The organism is Paenibacillus plantarum (assembly GCF_013141695.1).
Lineage (GTDB): Bacteria > Bacillota > Bacilli > Paenibacillales > NBRC-103111 > Paenibacillus_E > Paenibacillus_E plantarum.
The window spans coordinates 1-15,884 of record NZ_WHNY01000080.1 but is presented as its reverse complement, the minus strand read 5'-3'; the positions used below and the strand labels follow the sequence as shown (position 1 = coordinate 15,884).

General features: G+C 38.1%; 21 protein-coding genes and 2 pseudogenes. 2 read left to right on the top strand and 21 right to left on the bottom strand.

The annotated features are described in order from the left end of the window. Window positions 1-100: 100 nt before the first annotated feature. Window positions 101-475 (top strand): MerR family transcriptional regulator, encoded by a 375-nt coding sequence (locus GC096_RS33095; RefSeq protein ID WP_171636491.1) that lies wholly within the window; start codon window positions 101-103, stop codon window positions 473-475. Window positions 476-581: 106 nt separating this feature from the next. After that, the gene (locus tag GC096_RS33090; protein WP_171636489.1) at window positions 582-1,343 is read left to right on the top strand and encodes an SDR family oxidoreductase; all 762 of its coding nucleotides are present in this window, start codon (window positions 582-584) and stop codon (window positions 1,341-1,343) included. Window positions 1,344-1,623: 280 nt separating this feature from the next. Here the strand turns inward: GC096_RS33090 and GC096_RS33085 are convergent, their stop codons facing one another. From GC096_RS33085 to GC096_RS32985, 21 genes and pseudogenes are all read right to left on the bottom strand, one after another. After that, window positions 1,624-2,052 (bottom strand): SRPBCC family protein, encoded by a 429-nt coding sequence (locus GC096_RS33085; protein WP_171636487.1) that lies wholly within the window; start codon window positions 2,050-2,052, stop codon window positions 1,624-1,626. 128 nt (window positions 2,053-2,180) lie between these two features. Next, the gene (locus GC096_RS33080; protein ID WP_171636485.1) at window positions 2,181-2,471 is read right to left on the bottom strand and encodes a hypothetical protein; all 291 of its coding nucleotides are present in this window, start codon (window positions 2,469-2,471) and stop codon (window positions 2,181-2,183) included. A gap of 275 nt (window positions 2,472-2,746) precedes the next feature. Beyond that, complete coding sequence (locus GC096_RS33075; protein WP_171636483.1) at window positions 2,747-3,100, bottom strand: VOC family protein; 354 nt, start codon at window positions 3,098-3,100, stop codon at window positions 2,747-2,749. A 1,038-nt stretch (window positions 3,101-4,138) separates the two neighbouring features. Further along, complete coding sequence (locus GC096_RS39615) at window positions 4,139-4,402, bottom strand: S41 family peptidase (protein ID WP_376769546.1); 264 nt, start codon at window positions 4,400-4,402, stop codon at window positions 4,139-4,141. A 135-nt stretch (window positions 4,403-4,537) separates the two neighbouring features. Then, window positions 4,538-4,687: pseudogene (locus GC096_RS39610) on the bottom strand (DUF4279 domain-containing protein); the annotation flags it as partial. 25 nt (window positions 4,688-4,712) lie between these two features. Then, the gene (locus GC096_RS33060; protein WP_171636537.1) at window positions 4,713-5,138 is read right to left on the bottom strand and encodes a DinB family protein; all 426 of its coding nucleotides are present in this window, start codon (window positions 5,136-5,138) and stop codon (window positions 4,713-4,715) included. Between the two features lie 203 nt (window positions 5,139-5,341). Then, a complete protein-coding gene (locus GC096_RS33055) occupies window positions 5,342-5,851 on the bottom strand; it encodes an STM3941 family protein (RefSeq protein ID WP_171636477.1) in 510 nt (169 codons plus the stop codon). Window positions 5,852-6,007: 156 nt separating this feature from the next. After that, a pseudogene (locus tag GC096_RS33050) lies at window positions 6,008-6,382 on the bottom strand (SMI1/KNR4 family protein); the annotation flags it as partial. Between the two features lie 512 nt (window positions 6,383-6,894). Further along, window positions 6,895-7,446: a GNAT family N-acetyltransferase gene (locus GC096_RS33045; protein WP_171636475.1), complete on the bottom strand. Its 552-nt coding sequence runs from the start codon at window positions 7,444-7,446 to the stop codon at window positions 6,895-6,897. Between the two features lie 191 nt (window positions 7,447-7,637). Next, the gene (locus GC096_RS33040; RefSeq protein ID WP_171636473.1) at window positions 7,638-8,015 is read right to left on the bottom strand and encodes an Imm3 family immunity protein; all 378 of its coding nucleotides are present in this window, start codon (window positions 8,013-8,015) and stop codon (window positions 7,638-7,640) included. Window positions 8,016-8,161: 146 nt separating this feature from the next. Next, window positions 8,162-8,794, bottom strand: coding sequence for a hypothetical protein (locus GC096_RS33035; RefSeq protein WP_171636471.1), 633 nt, complete (start codon window positions 8,792-8,794; stop codon window positions 8,162-8,164). Window positions 8,795-8,848: 54 nt separating this feature from the next. Beyond that, a complete protein-coding gene (locus GC096_RS33030; protein ID WP_171636469.1) occupies window positions 8,849-9,172 on the bottom strand; it encodes a hypothetical protein in 324 nt (107 codons plus the stop codon). Window positions 9,173-9,206: 34 nt separating this feature from the next. Next, a complete protein-coding gene (locus tag GC096_RS33025) occupies window positions 9,207-9,692 on the bottom strand; it encodes a DinB family protein (protein WP_171636467.1) in 486 nt (161 codons plus the stop codon). 73 nt (window positions 9,693-9,765) lie between these two features. Continuing rightward, window positions 9,766-10,086, bottom strand: coding sequence for a ribosomal maturation YjgA family protein (locus GC096_RS33020; protein ID WP_312886396.1), 321 nt, complete (start codon window positions 10,084-10,086; stop codon window positions 9,766-9,768). Window positions 10,087-10,166: 80 nt separating this feature from the next. Next, window positions 10,167-10,256: a hypothetical protein gene (locus GC096_RS39605; RefSeq protein WP_171636533.1), complete on the bottom strand. Its 90-nt coding sequence runs from the start codon at window positions 10,254-10,256 to the stop codon at window positions 10,167-10,169. Between the two features lie 334 nt (window positions 10,257-10,590). Then, window positions 10,591-11,562 (bottom strand): alpha/beta fold hydrolase, encoded by a 972-nt coding sequence (locus GC096_RS33010; protein WP_171636464.1) that lies wholly within the window; start codon window positions 11,560-11,562, stop codon window positions 10,591-10,593. A gap of 179 nt (window positions 11,563-11,741) precedes the next feature. Then, window positions 11,742-13,109, bottom strand: a complete 1,368-nt coding sequence (locus GC096_RS33005) for a sensor histidine kinase (RefSeq protein ID WP_171636462.1) — start codon at window positions 13,107-13,109, stop codon at window positions 11,742-11,744. Beyond that, the gene (locus GC096_RS33000; protein ID WP_171636460.1) at window positions 13,106-13,780 is read right to left on the bottom strand and encodes a response regulator transcription factor; all 675 of its coding nucleotides are present in this window, start codon (window positions 13,778-13,780) and stop codon (window positions 13,106-13,108) included. Before GC096_RS33000 ends, GC096_RS33005 begins: the two co-directional genes overlap by 4 nt. A gap of 303 nt (window positions 13,781-14,083) precedes the next feature. Then, complete coding sequence (locus tag GC096_RS39600; protein WP_376769545.1) at window positions 14,084-14,668, bottom strand: DUF1361 domain-containing protein; 585 nt, start codon at window positions 14,666-14,668, stop codon at window positions 14,084-14,086. A 421-nt stretch (window positions 14,669-15,089) separates the two neighbouring features. After that, on the bottom strand, window positions 15,090-15,533 hold the full coding sequence (locus GC096_RS32990) for a hypothetical protein (RefSeq protein ID WP_171636455.1): 444 nt from the start codon (window positions 15,531-15,533) through the stop codon (window positions 15,090-15,092). Beyond that, entirely contained in the window at window positions 15,509-15,742 is a 234-nt protein-coding gene (locus tag GC096_RS32985; RefSeq protein WP_171636453.1) for a helix-turn-helix transcriptional regulator, read from the bottom strand. The genes GC096_RS32990 and GC096_RS32985 overlap by 25 nt, the downstream gene beginning before the upstream one ends. Between the last annotated feature and the right edge of the window lie 142 nt (window positions 15,743-15,884).

Below are 15,884 nucleotides of genomic sequence, written 5' to 3'. Positions count from 1 at the left end.
CCCTTCTACAAAACTAAAATATTTTTTGTTGACTTAAACTATGGTTTAAGTCGTATCATATTCTTGTCGACAATGAAAGATAAAATTTGGAGGCCTCCAGATGAAGTATTGTTTAATTAGCGAAGCTTCAGACAAATTCAATATTCCAGAATCCACGTTACGTTATTATGAAAAAAAAGGATTACTACCACTAATCGAGCGTGATAAAGCTGGTAGGCGGTTATTTTCAGAAAATCAAATGGCGCTCCTTGAAACCGTTACTTGTTTAAAAAACACGCACATGGCAATAAGTGATATCAAGCAATATATTGATTGGATCGTTGAAGGAGACAACACGATTGAACTCCGACTTGAAATGATGAAGAATCACAAGCAAGCTGTGCAAGCTGAGATTTCGTTGATGACAGAATCCTTAAAAGGAATTGATGTAAAAATTACACGTTACACTAAACGTACTCAGGAAAGAAAAGAGTGAAAATGACTTTGACGGCTTGCTTAGTGCTGGGTTTAATACAATTTCAAAAAAGGCAAAATAAATTTGTTTTTATTAAGATAAGAAAATGATGAGAAGAGGAACTATAATGAAACTTTCAGGAAATACAATACTTATTACAGGCGGAAGTGCTGGAATAGGATTAGCTTTTGCTGAGCGCTTTATAAAAGCTGGAAATAAAGTTATTATTTGTGGACGACGTGAGCATGTACTTCAAAATGCGAAAGAAAAATTCCCAAGCCTTATTACTCGTGGATGTAATTTGGATATTGAATCTGAGCGTGTAGCATTGTTTGACTGGGTAATCGCGAACTATCCAGAAGTGAATGTGTTAGTTAACAATGCAGGGATCCAACAACGCTTTAATGTGTTAAAAGCGGATCCGAAGAACAATTGGAGTTATTTCAATAAAGAAATCACAACCAACATTGAAGCGCCTTTCCATCTCTCCATGTTGTTCGCTCCATTTTTTGCAACAAAAGAAGAGGCGACTATCATTAACGTGACATCTGGGTTAGCTTTTACACCGTTTGCGATTGCTCCGATTTATTCAGCAACAAAAGCGGCACTTCATTCATTTACAGTGAGTCTAAGACACCAACTCTCGAATACGTCTGTAGAAGTAATTGAAATTGCTCCTCCAGCAGTGAATACAGATTTAGGTGGGGCGGGGTTGCATACGCATGCGGAACCATTAGATGCATTCGCAGATGGAATTTTCAAAGGATTAGAAGAAGGTGAAAAGGAAATTGGATATGGTACTTCTGTGAATCGCTTACGCATGTCACGAGATGAAGTCGACGAACATGTGGAAAATATGTACATGGCCATGAAAAACACAATTGATTAACTATACTTATGAAAAAGATACTACCATTGTGTTGGTGCCTTCGCCTTAGCATATAACAAAGCAAAACTCGCCGTAGTGTTGGCGAGTTTTCTTTATTTTAGTTATTCATTTCTTATAACACTAATCTTCCTGTTAATTGAATGAATAAAAGAAGAGCAGCCACGAAGCATGCCTTTGTAAGTTGTCTATGTGTAAAAATGATGTAGTTCCCTATATCGAACTCTTCAAAGATGCTATATCCGATTACTGAATCATCCACCCATCCGTGTTTTCAATAGTTCTAAAACTTCCTTTTATGATACGGAAGACCCTCACCTTCTTCGCAGTACTGTTTAAGACTATACAAAAAAATAGCCCAATTATAATTACATACGCGATAAAATGCGGTCACTTCCTCCCAATTCATCTGACGAAAAATAATTGAAGTCTTCCCGTTTTTTTCCTCCATATCAAAAGAAATTGTCGTACCTATCCATTCTGGATCTGAATCCACACACTGCCACAAAATCTTTTTATCGGTAACAAGCTCATCAACTCGCATCTTTGTTAAGCCTTTGCCGCCGAATCGGAACTCATTAATACAACCTATCTGATCATTGACTATTAGTTCATTTGTCCATATTTCTGAAAGTCCTTTTGTAGTGGTTAATGCTTCATATACCATTGAAGCTGGAACATTCACGGTCTGTAAGTGCTCGATATTTGCCATATTGCTCATTTCCCTTCTTTATAAGGATTATGTAATTAACGAGGCTGCCTATTATTTCTGGGAGTCTCGTCCTGGTTTTGTATTGTACAAAGGTTCTCACGCTAGTTCAACCGTTAAGTGATTCTTTTTTAGTTTGTTAAATCAATAAAATAATCAAAATAATAACCATCTAATATCCATTTATTTGTTACAGAGCTATCTATGAGTTCATCGAGGGAACTCTTAGATTCACCAAATTTTTCCATAAGGGATGTTGAATAGTAATCCATATCCAGCCCTTCAAAAACGTAGTCTAACCCACCGTAATTGTCTCCCATATAAATTGATGAGTTAGAAGTAAAGTAATCAGCAATTTCCTTGCAAATATACCTAAGTTCCAATTGAAAATCTGAATATTCCTCTTGACTGTTTTTATACAATGAGTTGTCTTCGGAAACTTATTCCCTCTTACAAGATCATCTTTTAACTGAACTATGGACTTATAATTAAAAGAATGTTGAAAAGCTGCAGTGAAATCAATCCCCAAACTCTCCACTTCTATCCAGCATCTGTTAATTTAAGTATAGCATTTATTCGAGTATAACTTGAAAAAATCTGTCGGTTACTTGAGAAAAGGCAACCACTCCACCTGGACTGGCTGCCTTTTTAGATAGTTGAACAAACCAGCTTCCCTTTACAATTATCCGTTAGTGTATCAATGTTCATGAGCAAGAATGTTGATAAGCTTACCATACGGGTCGCGAACATAGAATCGTCGAACTCCCCAAGGTTCATTAACAGGCCCATATTCAATCGGAAATCCAGCTCTCTTCATTCCTTCTAATGTAGCATCGACATCATCGACTTCAATCGATAGATCTGGCGTAGAAGTTTCAGAGCCACCCTGTGAGGCGAAACTAATCTGAATGCCCATCTCCTCGTTTAAACCGTAAGTTCTTATCCAACCATGATCCATCATTAAATCAAGGCCGAGCACATCCTGGTAAAAGGACTTAGCTGCCGTGATATCCCTCGTATTTATATTGGCGACGATTCGTTTGACCTTCATTTCATACCTCTCAGTCATAAGTAGATTATCATTCAATATAGAATACATTCGACAAATAACAGTTAATTCTTCTTTGATATTAACAAATCCCCGTTTTAGGTTAATGAGAAATGGAGCAGCTGCCTTGATGGCATCTAATCTATGATCTGATTGAACTATCGTTCGCTGTTAGCTCAATAAATGTAGATTTAGATTCCACAATGAATCAAATAAAATGAGCCATTAGACAATTTATTTGCGAACGAGACAATTTTATCAAATTGCTTTAAGATTTCATTTCTGTTGAGAAATAAATTTTCATAGTGACCAGAATCATGCTGGTCTACAATCGTCAAATACTCTCCCGTTAATTTTATAACTTCAGGAGAATTTTTAAATAGTTGTTTCCAAGAATTAAAGACATTACCTAAGACAATTGCAGATTCATCGTCAAAAAGAGTCACCCCGTGGTAGTTAATTCCTGCTCCTCTCGGAGTTCATTTTATAGTAGGGTTTTTACTAGGAATCCATTTTAAAGTGTCACTAATGTATAGAATAATATCGTCATGAATTTCCACACTGTCAACTATTTCTGATCGATTCTCTATCCCAATCCAAAATTGTTGTTGTACCTCAATTGTACTTGGTACAAGATAAAATTCATGAGTTAACGCGATATAAAACACCTCCCTACTTAACTAAAATGTCTTCTAGTTTTATTCCATAGTCCCACCTAGTTTACCTCCAGTAGTCATTGTTTTTCCATGCTAACCTGCCCGTTACTTCAACGAGGCTGCCGGTTAATGCCGGCAGCCTCGTCTTGTTTTTTTATTGAACAAACGTTCCCAGTTAGCGTAATCTTTCACCACTATTATAACCTAATCAAGGTCCTTTCTGGGAGCCAAGCAAGCATCTCTTCAGTAACTTTAATTGATTCAGTTGAATCGTACTTCGCACGAATTAATGAATAGTGAGCAATCGCTTATCCGTTAGTTGAAGCCCTATAGTGTACAAAACTATCCTTAAACTTCACTAGAATTTATATCTATTATCTATTCTCTAATATTTTTTTGATATCCTCCAATAACTCCTCTCGTCCTGGTTCCGGGTTCTCGCTAAAGTGTTGCAATAACTCTTGACGCTACCTGGATTTGCTCCGCCGCGAGTTCTATCGCCGACAATCTTTACTCTCTTGATTGCTTGCAGACTGTAAGCGAATTCTTCAGCACCAGAACATGTATTGCGACTGGTCAGAATATAAACAGGTTTATTTGTGCCGAATCGTTTTCCTGACACAAATGGCAAACTCCAGAAGGTTTGCATGGTATTACGGAGATCAATGATTAATCCGTCTGTATCGCTAAAAAAACTCATGTTAATCATCGATTAACTATAAATGTACAAGTCAAAATCTACGTCTGCATTTATTGAATAGGCAAAGCTAATGAACCTATGATGTTAATACATCGCAGGTTTTTCATTATTCCCAACTTTTATTACCATCATAAACTTAAACGATACATTGAACTCATCACGGATTTTGTTAAGTTCAACTTCCTTACTTTCCAGTGCATCTAAGAGGTAATACAACTGGTCATTACTATCATAGGACTCTTGATAGTAACGTTATCCATTAGCTTAGTAATCCCTCAGAAAACTTGTTTTGTTGTTGTTCTATAGATCCCTTTATCTTAAAAATAACATTAAAGTGGTGTGTCTCTTCTTTAATTAAAAATTTCAACATCTTTCCAATCGTATTTATTCTTGGGATAAATGGCATGGCAAGAGGGTTATCAAGTTTTCCTCTACAAGAATTAATTACTTCTTCTATTTGGTTTTTTAATTGTTCTTGAATCTCATTATATGATGGTGAAGCCTCATTCCATTCACTGGGGCTGGTTCCTTTCTTAAACATTCTATAGTGAATGCTTGAGAGTTTTCTATCCTCATTTAAATACGAGAAAGTCATACCATCCCAGGCAACCCAAATATGTCCTGCGTTCCACCAAACATGGTTGTTAAATCCAACAGGAATTATGTACGATTGTTCTTCTGTTATTGCCTAAAGCAATCCCAGAGTTTTTAGTCTTAATTTTTTAATCTGTTGAAGAGCCTTATCTTCTACCAAGTAAAATCCCTCCTTCTTTAGATACCCTTTATTTTCCTTTTTCTTAAAATCGAACATAGTTAGTTCAGTAAAATAGGGACCGTCAGACTGCGCGAGAGCCGGCGATCCCTATCCATATACCTAAAATAAATAAATTAGCATTCCGTATCATTAAACCGCTGTAATCGTTCGTTAATTTCTTCAGTTAGTTTCGATTTTGATATTCCTAACATATTTACATTTATAATAGTAAAATTTCGAGAGCGATCATTGTACTTAAATAAGATATATAAGTATTTCTTAAGACCCTTACTTCTGTTTATAATGGTTTCAACGTTTTGAACTTTGACTGTTAGATACTCCGATAATTTTATATTCTCAAAAGTAAAGGATTCAATCTCATCCCATTTAAAAAATAACATTCCCCTGCCATTTGTTAACCCATAATCAGTAAGAATGAGTACTGGGACTCCTCTTATTCTATTCAAAATTTGTATTGGTCCAATTAAAGAGAGTGAAAACAGAAAAAATACCATTATTAAGATTACCCAATTATTATTCGAAACCTTTATTAACAAAACCAAGCCAAGTAGACTACAAAAGATCGAAAGCATTAAATTAAGGATAACCCCAGTAATCTTGTGTGGAACTTTCAAATCACTCATTATTATTAATTCCTTTTTTTAATTGTTTATGATCACCACAAATTTCCGGTCTTGTACGCTATCCCGTCCATTCAATAATAGCAGACTTCCTCAACAAATTGTGTTAGTCATTAAGCTCTCGTTCTGCGCTAGCCCAATGAATCATCCTCAATAATCTCAATCGTAAGCATCCCCTAAGGATTTAAAATCCTCTCTTAGCCAGTACCATCGTTCACCGTTATTTTTAACCAATTGATTAAGTAGCTCAATAAATGAATTAGCTACTACAGGACAGTCCCCCACAACCCCGTGTCTATCCCAAAAACTATCGTAACATTTTCCTAATCGGTCTTGATGTAGGTCGATAGAGATGTAATCGCCTGTACCATCCTGGCAAATTATATACCAATGTGAAGATATATCTTCTTCTACTGATTCTCCAATGATGACTGGATTAGATAGAGTGAATTTTTCTGGCGAAATTATCTCGCATGTATAACCTTTGCCTTCAAAAAGAACCACTCCTCCGCAAAGCTCAAAAAAACGTCTTACATCAGCAGGAAGCTAATGCTTGTCCATATGTGGCATCCCCATTGATGGTCTTACTCTACAATAAGGTAAGCTCTTTATTTGTTCTAATAATGCTTCCATATCTTTCAAGAATCATATTTCCTCCCGCTTTCTTTTCATAACCTAACGTTCTGCGCTAGCGCAATAAAGTTTTGCCGATGAAAGTTAACCCTTAACCATAAAACGAAACCATCCTACTCTGATTGAGCGTGAAGATGGGAAATATCATTAATATTTGTAGTAACAGGATTAACTAATTTTATCTGTATAATTTTCAAAGTTTTCTCTGATTTCTTTTTGATCTGAGGATAGCTTTTCAAACAGTACATTGTTCTTTGGATCGTTTCTATCTTTAAAATTTGTAGTGCTAAAAAAATCATACTCGACATTCATAATACGTTTTTTAATACGCTCTTCATCCTCGTCAAACTTGCTCTCATAGAATGAATTTATTTTCTCCCTCTCAGAAAAAGGAAATCCCACATACTCTATACTTATTTCAAAAACTTTTCATTATTGAATTTAAAAACTTTGGAGAATCCGACATCATTCAGTTCTTTATCTTCTTCGGTAAATTGATTATTTGTATACCCAGACAATGTTTTTCTCCAGAAACTTATAGTATCCAAATTCTTGTCAGTTGGTGTAGTAAAGAGCATCCATTTTCCTCGATGTAAGTTGAAGACTTCTCTTACGGAATTTTCGCCTATTCCTTTACCTCTATATGGCCTTAGAATAAATATTTCGTTTATCATAAAGTCACAATTATCAAACAAATAGGGTGGACTTGTAACCAAAATAAATCCTGCTGGTAATCCATCGACTTTTAAAAGATAAGGAAACAGAATCCCCTCTTTTTCCCACCATATATCAAATACAGGTATTTGTTGTTCAAGTGTATGATATTTTTCATCATCCTCGAAAACACCATATTTATTTGGCAGTACATTCCGAATTCCCGCTAAATCGTGTAAGTACAGGGGGTACAGGTTATTAATGATAAATTTGTTTTTAAGTTCGCACAATTCGATTGTTAGATTATTCATAATATCCCCCATGAAATTGACTCTCTAAGAATACCTTCCATTTATCACCATAAGGCGACGAGAGAACTAAAACAAGGGTATATTTGATTTAATTTGTTTTGTATTGAAGTTTGAATTATGCTGCTCGTTAGCTCAGCGAACAAAAAACGGATGCATCGGCATCCGCTGTTCCGCTTATCGTTACATGTTAGTTAAGTCTTTCTCAAAGAATCGTCATTAAGTTTGTTAGTTACTTCATCTAAATCACGCTTAAAAGCTGCTAATTCTTCGATTGTTAGCTCACTTTGAAAGTCGGAGTACTTTATTTCTTTAAGCATTTTGCTTACATTCAGTCTTATATCCTCTCTTTGGCTTATGAAATTTTTCTCTAGAGCAATCGAGGCTAATTGAGAATATATGATAACACTTTCGAGATAACTCTCGTCCATTACCCTTTCATACTCAACTTGAATTCTAGAAATAGCCTGCCTTGGTTGGAGACCATCCTTCAAAGTAAATTCTTCAAAATCCTTGTAAACATACTGTTTAAGTTCGAAATAACTCCATCTTTCCATTCTTTCACCATACAAAGTTTATCATCACCCAATTTGAGTGTTCAAAAAGTTTGCCGCTGAGCTATCGTTCTGCGTTAGTTTAAAGAGTCATATTGGACTGAGGGGCGATTGCCCCGAAGCGTGAATATGGTTTATCGGCAGTTCATGTCCTCTTGAAATACTTACATTATCTTTAATTCTAGCTTTGAGTATCTTTCCTCAATCTCATTATCTTCACTAATCCATTCTGAATGAACCCAAAGATTTATTTGTATCATTCTTGAAAGTTCATCAATGGCTTGTTCAGGATTGCGTAATTCTAATAATTTGGTTATCTCTTCATGATTTAGTTCAAGTACGCTCTCTAAATAATCAAGATCAATTACTTCCGATACTAAGCCATATTCTTCTATTGCCCATTCTTCACAAAAGTATTTTTTAGTTTTTATTTCTCCTTCTTGAAATAGAGTAAATTCAAATATATCTTCATCAAAGAACCCAATTGTCATTACAGGCTCTGATACGAAGTTAGAAAGTAGTTCTCCAATTTGTTCGACTGTTCCCCATGAAAAATGATCATTAAGGACATTGGACCAACTCATTTCTTGGTTAAGATAAAAAGATACTGAAGAAGCTGTTTTATTAATCTGTTTCTCATTAGAAGATCTGTAAACATATTGATCAATAATGCTCATAGCAGAATAATCAGGAGTAGCAAGGATTGATCCAGCTTTGTTGCTCAACCTTTGCAGTGCATCCAATATTACTTCATGATTAATAGTTTTGATATGAAGATTGGCGAACTTTGTGCCCATTCTATCTCCTCCATGGTCTACATGAATTTTCGATTATAATTATTTATTCTAAAGTCAATGAGTAAGGAACGATTCTTTAAGGTGGACTACTTCATTAGCAATACTAGCTACATACTTCTCGTTACTTACAGGCAGAATTATTGCCGCTCCTGCTTCTTGAAGTATCTTTAAATATTTTCTGCTATATTCACTCAATATGTATTCAATTCCATGTGGCTCTACCCAGGGAGCGCAAAACAATTTTTTCTGGAACGCAAAGCCTATTGCAAGGGATGCTCTCCATCCTTCACCACTATTACATTCAAGAGGCCTATAAATTCTTCCTGATTCATTCATACCTGTTAGTTCAAACAAATTTGCAATTTCTTGTAGAGACAAAGAATTCCCACTTCTTGTAATCTCCTTAATTTTCTTAGTTCACATCTGCATTCCAACTCTTATGTAGCTTACGAATATAACAGATTTGACCAATGTGATATGCATTATGAGTTGAGACATTTCCGATTATTTCCCACCACTTGGCATCCACTGGAAAACCTAATACATCATCTTCGAGTTTTTCTTCAGTAAGTAGATCTTGCCATTTTAATAGCACCTCTACAAGTCGTTCTTTTAAGTCAGTGAATTTTTGATCTTCGGGAATTATAAAACTTCTATTATTATCTCCTATCGGAGGAACAGCATTGACATGAGATTTTTGGTACCTGGTCTGCCAAGTTTCATTCCAATACAGTAAATGCTGCACAATTTCAGCTATACTATTACTATCTTCACTAGGTTTCCAAAACGCAATTTCCTCTGACAAATTATCAACTGCATCGGAAAAAGGTAGGTACCAACTAGGGTCATTAGCATTTGCCAACAACTGATTAGATAAAATATCTTTTACATGAAACATACTTCTCACACTCCTTCTAAAGAATAAATGGAATCAGGTACTTCTTCAAACTTTAGAGTTTACTCACCGTGCCTTAGGGCTTTTCTGTCTCTTTTAGCAGGTGGTCCAATGCGTAAGCCGCTATAGCCCCTACAATATATCGGACCAAATCTGCATATAGGAATCCTTTTCCGAGTATTAGCCCGCCAAGTAGAGTGTTTCTTAAGTTGATTATCCATTCTGCTTGGTACAATTGGCTGAATTCAATTACACAACAGAACCCAAGACTAAGCACCAGGACTTTCACAGATAACATTCGGATGAATAGTGCACGAACACCAAAGTAAATCATAGCCGCCCAGAGAGCGTCACCAAAATGTTTCACCACAAAATTTGGCAGCACGGAGGTATTCATCCTTGAAGCGATCCCAAGCATAATACATACCAATACTGCTAGAAGGTACTTCCCTCTTGTTCTCACAAATTCCCTCCCAATCAAACTCTAACAATCATTTCTTCTAAGTTATTACTTCCGCCTCTCCCCTTAAATACATTATCAATAACTTTACAGTGAACCCAATCAATTTCAGATCGTTCACCAGTTTTCCAACCATTTTAATACATTCATCTATAAATCCTCCTTTAAGATATCTCCCCTATTCCACAGAGTAACTTCACAATCCTGCTAGGTAGGTGAGTAAAAGGCTGCCGACTTTGCCGGCAGCCTCGTCCTTGTGGTTATTAGGCTATAGTGTCCCGAATTTCCTAATTCAAGCGTGAGCGGTTGAAACCTGGGAAATAAAGTATGCGTCAGGACACCGGCCGAATTGGACAAACTGTGAAAAGCCGTCCCAAAGGATGGCTTTTCACATCACTTATTACCATTTGCAAAATCGTGGATGAAGCTTACTCCGTACACTTACTTTGATTCGTTCATAAATAATCTAACGTTTTCAGCGATTTCTTTGAATTTGGTATGGTGTAAATAATGTGATCCATCCAGGGTGATTACTTTTCCATGTACCGAGTCTTTGATCTGCCCTTCATGCAAAGGTATCCATCCTGTTACCCCTTCATTATTCGCTTGTACAAAGAGAAGAAGTGGAAGGTTTTTAGGGAATGTTAAATCGTGAGCCCCTTTAAAATTAGAAGAAATATGGCCCATCTCATTCAAGGTCGTGTCATTATTCATGTTTTTATACGAAATCATTTTCATTTGCTCTACGGTTTTATCGTCAAATGCTAATGAAGCATAGGGGTCAGCACCTAGTTTCATCATCATTCTTAAGAGACCCGATTTTTTGAGAAATTCTAACTTTTTGATTGGTAATTTGACATCCATACCTGGTTGTGTTGGAACACTGCTGTCGATTCCGACAAATGCAGTCACCTCGTTTGGATATTTGCTCACATAATCAATTCCGTAAATGCCTGTAATGGAGTGGCCCATGAGCATGTATCGGTTAATATTAAGCTGCTGCAGCGCTTCATGAACTTCACCTACGATATTTTCCGTGGTTCGTTCTTTTTCAGTTCCATCACTTAATCCATAACCGAAAGGCTCAACCGCTACAACTTTGTAGATTGGAGATAATTGATCGATAAGCAGCTTAAAATCAAGCGCTGGCGTAGCCGTTCCAAAACCAGGCAGGAGCACGATCGTTTCCTCGCCTTCGCCTTGAATTAACACATTCATATTCTTCCCGTCTACAGATACGTGCTGACCGTAGGGCTCTATTTTTCCTTGCTCCGATTTCGTGGCGAACATATTCACGATAAATACAATAGCTAGAAACAGCACGATGGCTATGGCTAAAGCGCCTAGGGTTTTGAGTAAAATGCGCAGCGGCTTACGCATTCTATTTTTCATTACCTCTTCTTTTGGTTCCATGTTCATCTTCTCCTGTCCCTCATCTCTTTATTGGGCTGCCCTTGGATAAGGAGCCGTTAAGAGAAGCTTATACGACGAAGATGTACTCCCTATGACGACAATATGAACGGAATATGAACTGGCAAAAAAAATTGGCTTCACACGCAAGGAAGCTTGCGCATGAAGCCGTAGCAATCAATTTAATCTGTTGGCGTAGTGATTGGCAAGGTGACAATGAAGGTCGTTCCTTGACCAGGTTCACTTTCCACTCGGATGTCACCTTGATGCAGCGATACGATTTGTTTAACAATGGCAAGTCCCATACCGCTCCCCTCATATTTGCGACTGTGGGAACGATCGGCCTTGAAAAAACGCTCGAATATACGTTTCTGATCTTCGAGGGGAATACCGATGCCCGAGTCGGATATTCGGACGGTCACGTTTTTGGTATCTTGGAGGATACTGACGTAAATCACGCCGTCATCCTTGGAAAATTTGATGCCGTTGGCGAGGATGTTCGTCCATACCTGATTTAACTGGTCATGATCAGCCGTTACTTTAACGGTCTGTAAATCAAGCTCAAAATGAATGTTGCGGGCAGACCATTGCGGCTGGAGCGCCACGATGACTCGTCGGATCTGTTCACTAAGGCTGAGTGTGGCTAGACGGAGTTGCTGTGACTGCGATTCAAGCAAACTCAGTTTGAGCAGGCTATCACTCATTTTGGACATCCGCTTCGCTTCCGTAATGATAATATCCAGATAACGGCTTCGTTCGTGATCTGCGAGGTTTACTTGCTTAAGTGCTTGAGCATAACCGGATATCGAGGTGAGCGGTGATTGTACTTCGTGCGACACGTTCGATACGAAGTCCCTGCGCATCTGCTCAAGTTGCTGCAGATCGTGCATCATTTCTTCGAAGCTGCGAGCCAACGTACCCAGCTCACTCGTTTGCTTGATATTCAGCTTGACGTTGAAATCTCCAGCTGCAATACGCTTGGTCGCTTTTGTCAGCTTTTTGATTGGTCTGACCAGGAATACAGAAGCAACGAGAATCAATAAGCTTCCCGCGAGCAACGAACAGATTGCAAAGATCAATCCCCACTTGGCGACAAAAGAGGCAGAAGGAGGGGCGAGTGTTTCCAAAAACATCGCTTTCGTTCCCATTTCCGTTTTCAACGGCAACCCTAAGAGGACTGTAGCAATACCGTTCGGCGTTTCTTGAACAACGCCACCATCAATGACTTTTTTTAGCTGCTCCATCGTCACCATAACAGGTTTGTGTCCGTTAAGTTTACCGTAAGATTGGAACTGACCCGTTGCCTCGTAAATGCGAATATAATAGGAATCGAGCTGCTTCATTTCACTTACGAACGAGTCCGCTTCGCGTAACGGAAGCGTCTTGTAAATCCGGACGACGTCTTGACCAAAGTTACGTAAGTTAATTTGCGCGTTCTCGTTCAATTTTTCTTCGAATATCCAAGTAGACACATAAAAAGCAATGACCGTGCCCGCGATGACGGAGACTAGAAATGTCAGGACAACTCGAATATATAAGGATTTAATCATTCGTAAACCTCAAGCCGGTACCCAAGCCCACGCACCGTTTCAATCCGAAAATCGGCTGTAGTTGCGAACCGTTCACGCAGGCGTTTAATATGTACATCCACGGTTCGATCATCCCCGGCGTAGTCAAAACCCCAAATTTGATCGATCAACTGCTCGCGCGTATAGACTTGTCCGGGTGTACAAGCCAGCTTATACAGTAACTCGAACTCCTTGAGCGGCAGCGTGAGCGACTCCGTCCCTCTCATCACCTTATACGTCTGTCGATCAATCGTGACGTTGCCGAACTGGATCGTCTGCGTGGAGCCAATCTTGTATCGTTTCAGCAATGCCCGAACACGAACTGTAAGCTCCAACGGATCGAATGGCTTCGTCAAATAATCATCCGTCCCAAGATCGAACCCTTTCACTTTCTCCCATGTCTCGCCTCTCGCAGTCAGTATAAGTAACGGAAGATCAGGATTCGCTCTCCGGAGTTCCTTACATAACGTCCAACCATCCATGATCGGCATCATAATATCGAGCACGACAAGATCGACATGCGTTGAGGCGTAGACGGCCAGTGCTTCTTCGCCGTCCGCGGCTTCGGCTGTTGCGAATCCGTCATTGCGTAGAAATAAACAGACGAGTTCGCGAATGTTTGCATCGTCGTCAGCAACTAGTATCGTAGGCATCTGTTCCCTCTTTTCGCTGTATCCATCCCATATTGAAGTAATCATTATACTATAAATGGATTTGATTTACCCCAATTCTTCCTATCATCACTTCACATTGGCACTTACCTTTTTGTAAGTACCTGTACTAAAAGTGCATACTTATTGCACTCAAGCAATATCACTAAACGGCCCCTTAACGAAATGGAGGCTGCCGATTATACTGGCAGCCTCCCATTGGTGTGGTTATTGAACAAACGTTCCCCGTTAGCAATTCGACGGGCAGACCAAGGAGCCGTTAAGCTTCACCGTGTGAATATAGTGTTATGTGAAGGTTTTGCTTCCCTGATTTGATGAACTCATACAGTTAATTAATAAATAAATCGTTAAATACACGGTTCCAATAAATAAGCCAAATAATAAGCAAAAGAAAAACGAGTTACTTGTTAAACTTCCTTCTATGATTCCAGTTACTTTACTCCAATCAGTTATTGCTTCCCAGCTATTTAATCGATATTCTCTTCCTAACAAAACTCCATACCCGCCTGCAACTGAAGCTATAATAACAAAACACCAAGATATTATCTTGTTATATAAACTCATTATTATGTATTGAATTTGATATATTGAGATTGCCCCAAGTAACAAGCTAGTCCAAGAAAATAAATTTATTACTATAAAATCAATCCAATAAGCAAAACTAATATTTCCATTATTTGCATACAGATCCTTCAATACAGTTAAATGAATAAGATCAGTTATAACGTACGGGGAATTCGGAAAGAAGAGTAACCATAGCATCCCAAATAGTACGAGAAAAATAGACTTCACTTTACTACGCTTGTAAATAAGATACACCAAATTAGACAGTACAAGTGGAATCCAAGCTAAAAATAAATTCCAGTTCAAGAAATCAAAATAGGATTTATTTCTACAAATAATATAAACAACAACGTTTACTAAAGACAGAGTTACTAGAAAAATATATAGGCTTTTATGGTTAAGATCCTTCAATGAAAACCTCCATCAACAATTAATGATTTCAACACCTTTTCATACTGGCAAGAATTTGTAAAAAATTTACACCATTTTACTATTTTACCACACAATTATGCTGCCCGTTAGCCTCCTGTAATTGGATGAATTTTGCACACTGTATGCTCTAAAATTATCATGAATACCAGTTTTTTACAATTTTTTTTAATTACGCTATGCTGCCCGTTAGATGAGTGAAAGGCTGCCGATAGTTTCGGCAGCCTCTCATTACTGTATATTGAACAAATGTTCTCCCGTTAGCGGAATGATCAAAGCAGCCGAAAGTTGCTTTTTGTTAAAATTTTCGATTGTAATATTTTTTTGTGGAAATCCTTGTGAGAAGGATCACGATCAGTACTCCAAACAGAGTGATCGAAACCGTAACGTTAAAGAAGCCGAATACAATCGCCGCCAAAGAGACGGAAAACAAAGTTACGTACAAACTCAAAGAATTCGTCTTTTCCATGATCAGCTTCTTCCGTTCGTCATGCTCTTCGATGTATAGCGTCTTTAGCAACGATTCGTTTCGCAGCGCGGCCCGCAACTTTTTCCCGACCAACAAAATTATGATCTGCATGCCGATAAAAATCCCGACTTGCAATCCGTGTACGAAATCGCCCGCGTCGCTTTGGACCTTATACCCGTATAGCGCAGTCAAAATAACGATCAGAGTAAACACACCGTTTACGCCGATTAGCCATCTTAATCTCCGGGTTAAAACCGTCCGAAACTCGACCATGGCCCTTCAACCTCCACATCACTGAAATCAAACACATCTTCAATCCTTAAGTGAAAATATTTCGCAATTTTATAAGCTAGCATGAGTGAGGCAACATACTTCTCGTTCTCGAGCGAAGTTATTGTCTGACGCGTCACGCCGACCGCGAGTGCAAGCTCCTCTTGACTGATCTTGTGCTTTTTACGCAACTCCTGAATCCTCGTCTTCATGGCCTTGGTCCTCGATCCCCCACCATATGTATAGTTGGCTTTGCATTTATAGCATTGTATACTTTGCATATAATGTAAAGCACACTTTACAAAAATCACATATCTGTACAAGTGAAAAAAAACTACGACTGACCAATTAACA

What these genes read in the sequence shown, in the direction of transcription:
- GC096_RS33045 (WP_171636475.1), bottom strand. Translation starts at nt 7,446, where the DNA reads ATGAATAATCTAACAATCGAATTGTGCGAACTTAAAAACAAATTTATC.
- GC096_RS33055 (WP_171636477.1), bottom strand. Translation starts at nt 5,851, where the DNA reads ATGAGTGATTTGAAAGTTCCACACAAGATTACTGGGGTTATCCTTAAT.
- GC096_RS33000 (WP_171636460.1), bottom strand. Translation starts at nt 13,780, where the DNA reads ATGCCTACGATACTAGTTGCTGACGACGATGCAAACATTCGCGAACTC.
- GC096_RS32990 (WP_171636455.1), bottom strand. Translation starts at nt 15,533, where the DNA reads ATGGTCGAGTTTCGGACGGTTTTAACCCGGAGATTAAGATGGCTAATC.
- GC096_RS33010 (WP_171636464.1), bottom strand. Translation starts at nt 11,562, where the DNA reads ATGGAACCAAAAGAAGAGGTAATGAAAAATAGAATGCGTAAGCCGCTG.
- GC096_RS33020 (WP_312886396.1), bottom strand. Translation starts at nt 10,086, where the DNA reads ATGAATACCTCCGTGCTGCCAAATTTTGTGGTGAAACATTTTGGTGAC.
- GC096_RS33025 (WP_171636467.1), bottom strand. Translation starts at nt 9,692, where the DNA reads ATGTTTCATGTAAAAGATATTTTATCTAATCAGTTGTTGGCAAATGCT.
- GC096_RS33090 (WP_171636489.1), top strand. Translation starts at nt 582, where the DNA reads ATGAAACTTTCAGGAAATACAATACTTATTACAGGCGGAAGTGCTGGA.
- GC096_RS33085 (WP_171636487.1), bottom strand. Translation starts at nt 2,052, where the DNA reads ATGGCAAATATCGAGCACTTACAGACCGTGAATGTTCCAGCTTCAATG.
- GC096_RS39615 (WP_376769546.1), bottom strand. Translation starts at nt 4,402, where the DNA reads ATGCAAACCTTCTGGAGTTTGCCATTTGTGTCAGGAAAACGATTCGGC.
- GC096_RS32985 (WP_171636453.1), bottom strand. Translation starts at nt 15,742, where the DNA reads ATGAAGACGAGGATTCAGGAGTTGCGTAAAAAGCACAAGATCAGTCAA.
- GC096_RS33005 (WP_171636462.1), bottom strand. Translation starts at nt 13,109, where the DNA reads ATGATTAAATCCTTATATATTCGAGTTGTCCTGACATTTCTAGTCTCC.
- GC096_RS33095 (WP_171636491.1), top strand. Translation starts at nt 101, where the DNA reads ATGAAGTATTGTTTAATTAGCGAAGCTTCAGACAAATTCAATATTCCA.
- GC096_RS33075 (WP_171636483.1), bottom strand. Translation starts at nt 3,100, where the DNA reads ATGAAGGTCAAACGAATCGTCGCCAATATAAATACGAGGGATATCACG.
- GC096_RS33035 (WP_171636471.1), bottom strand. Translation starts at nt 8,794, where the DNA reads ATGGGCACAAAGTTCGCCAATCTTCATATCAAAACTATTAATCATGAA.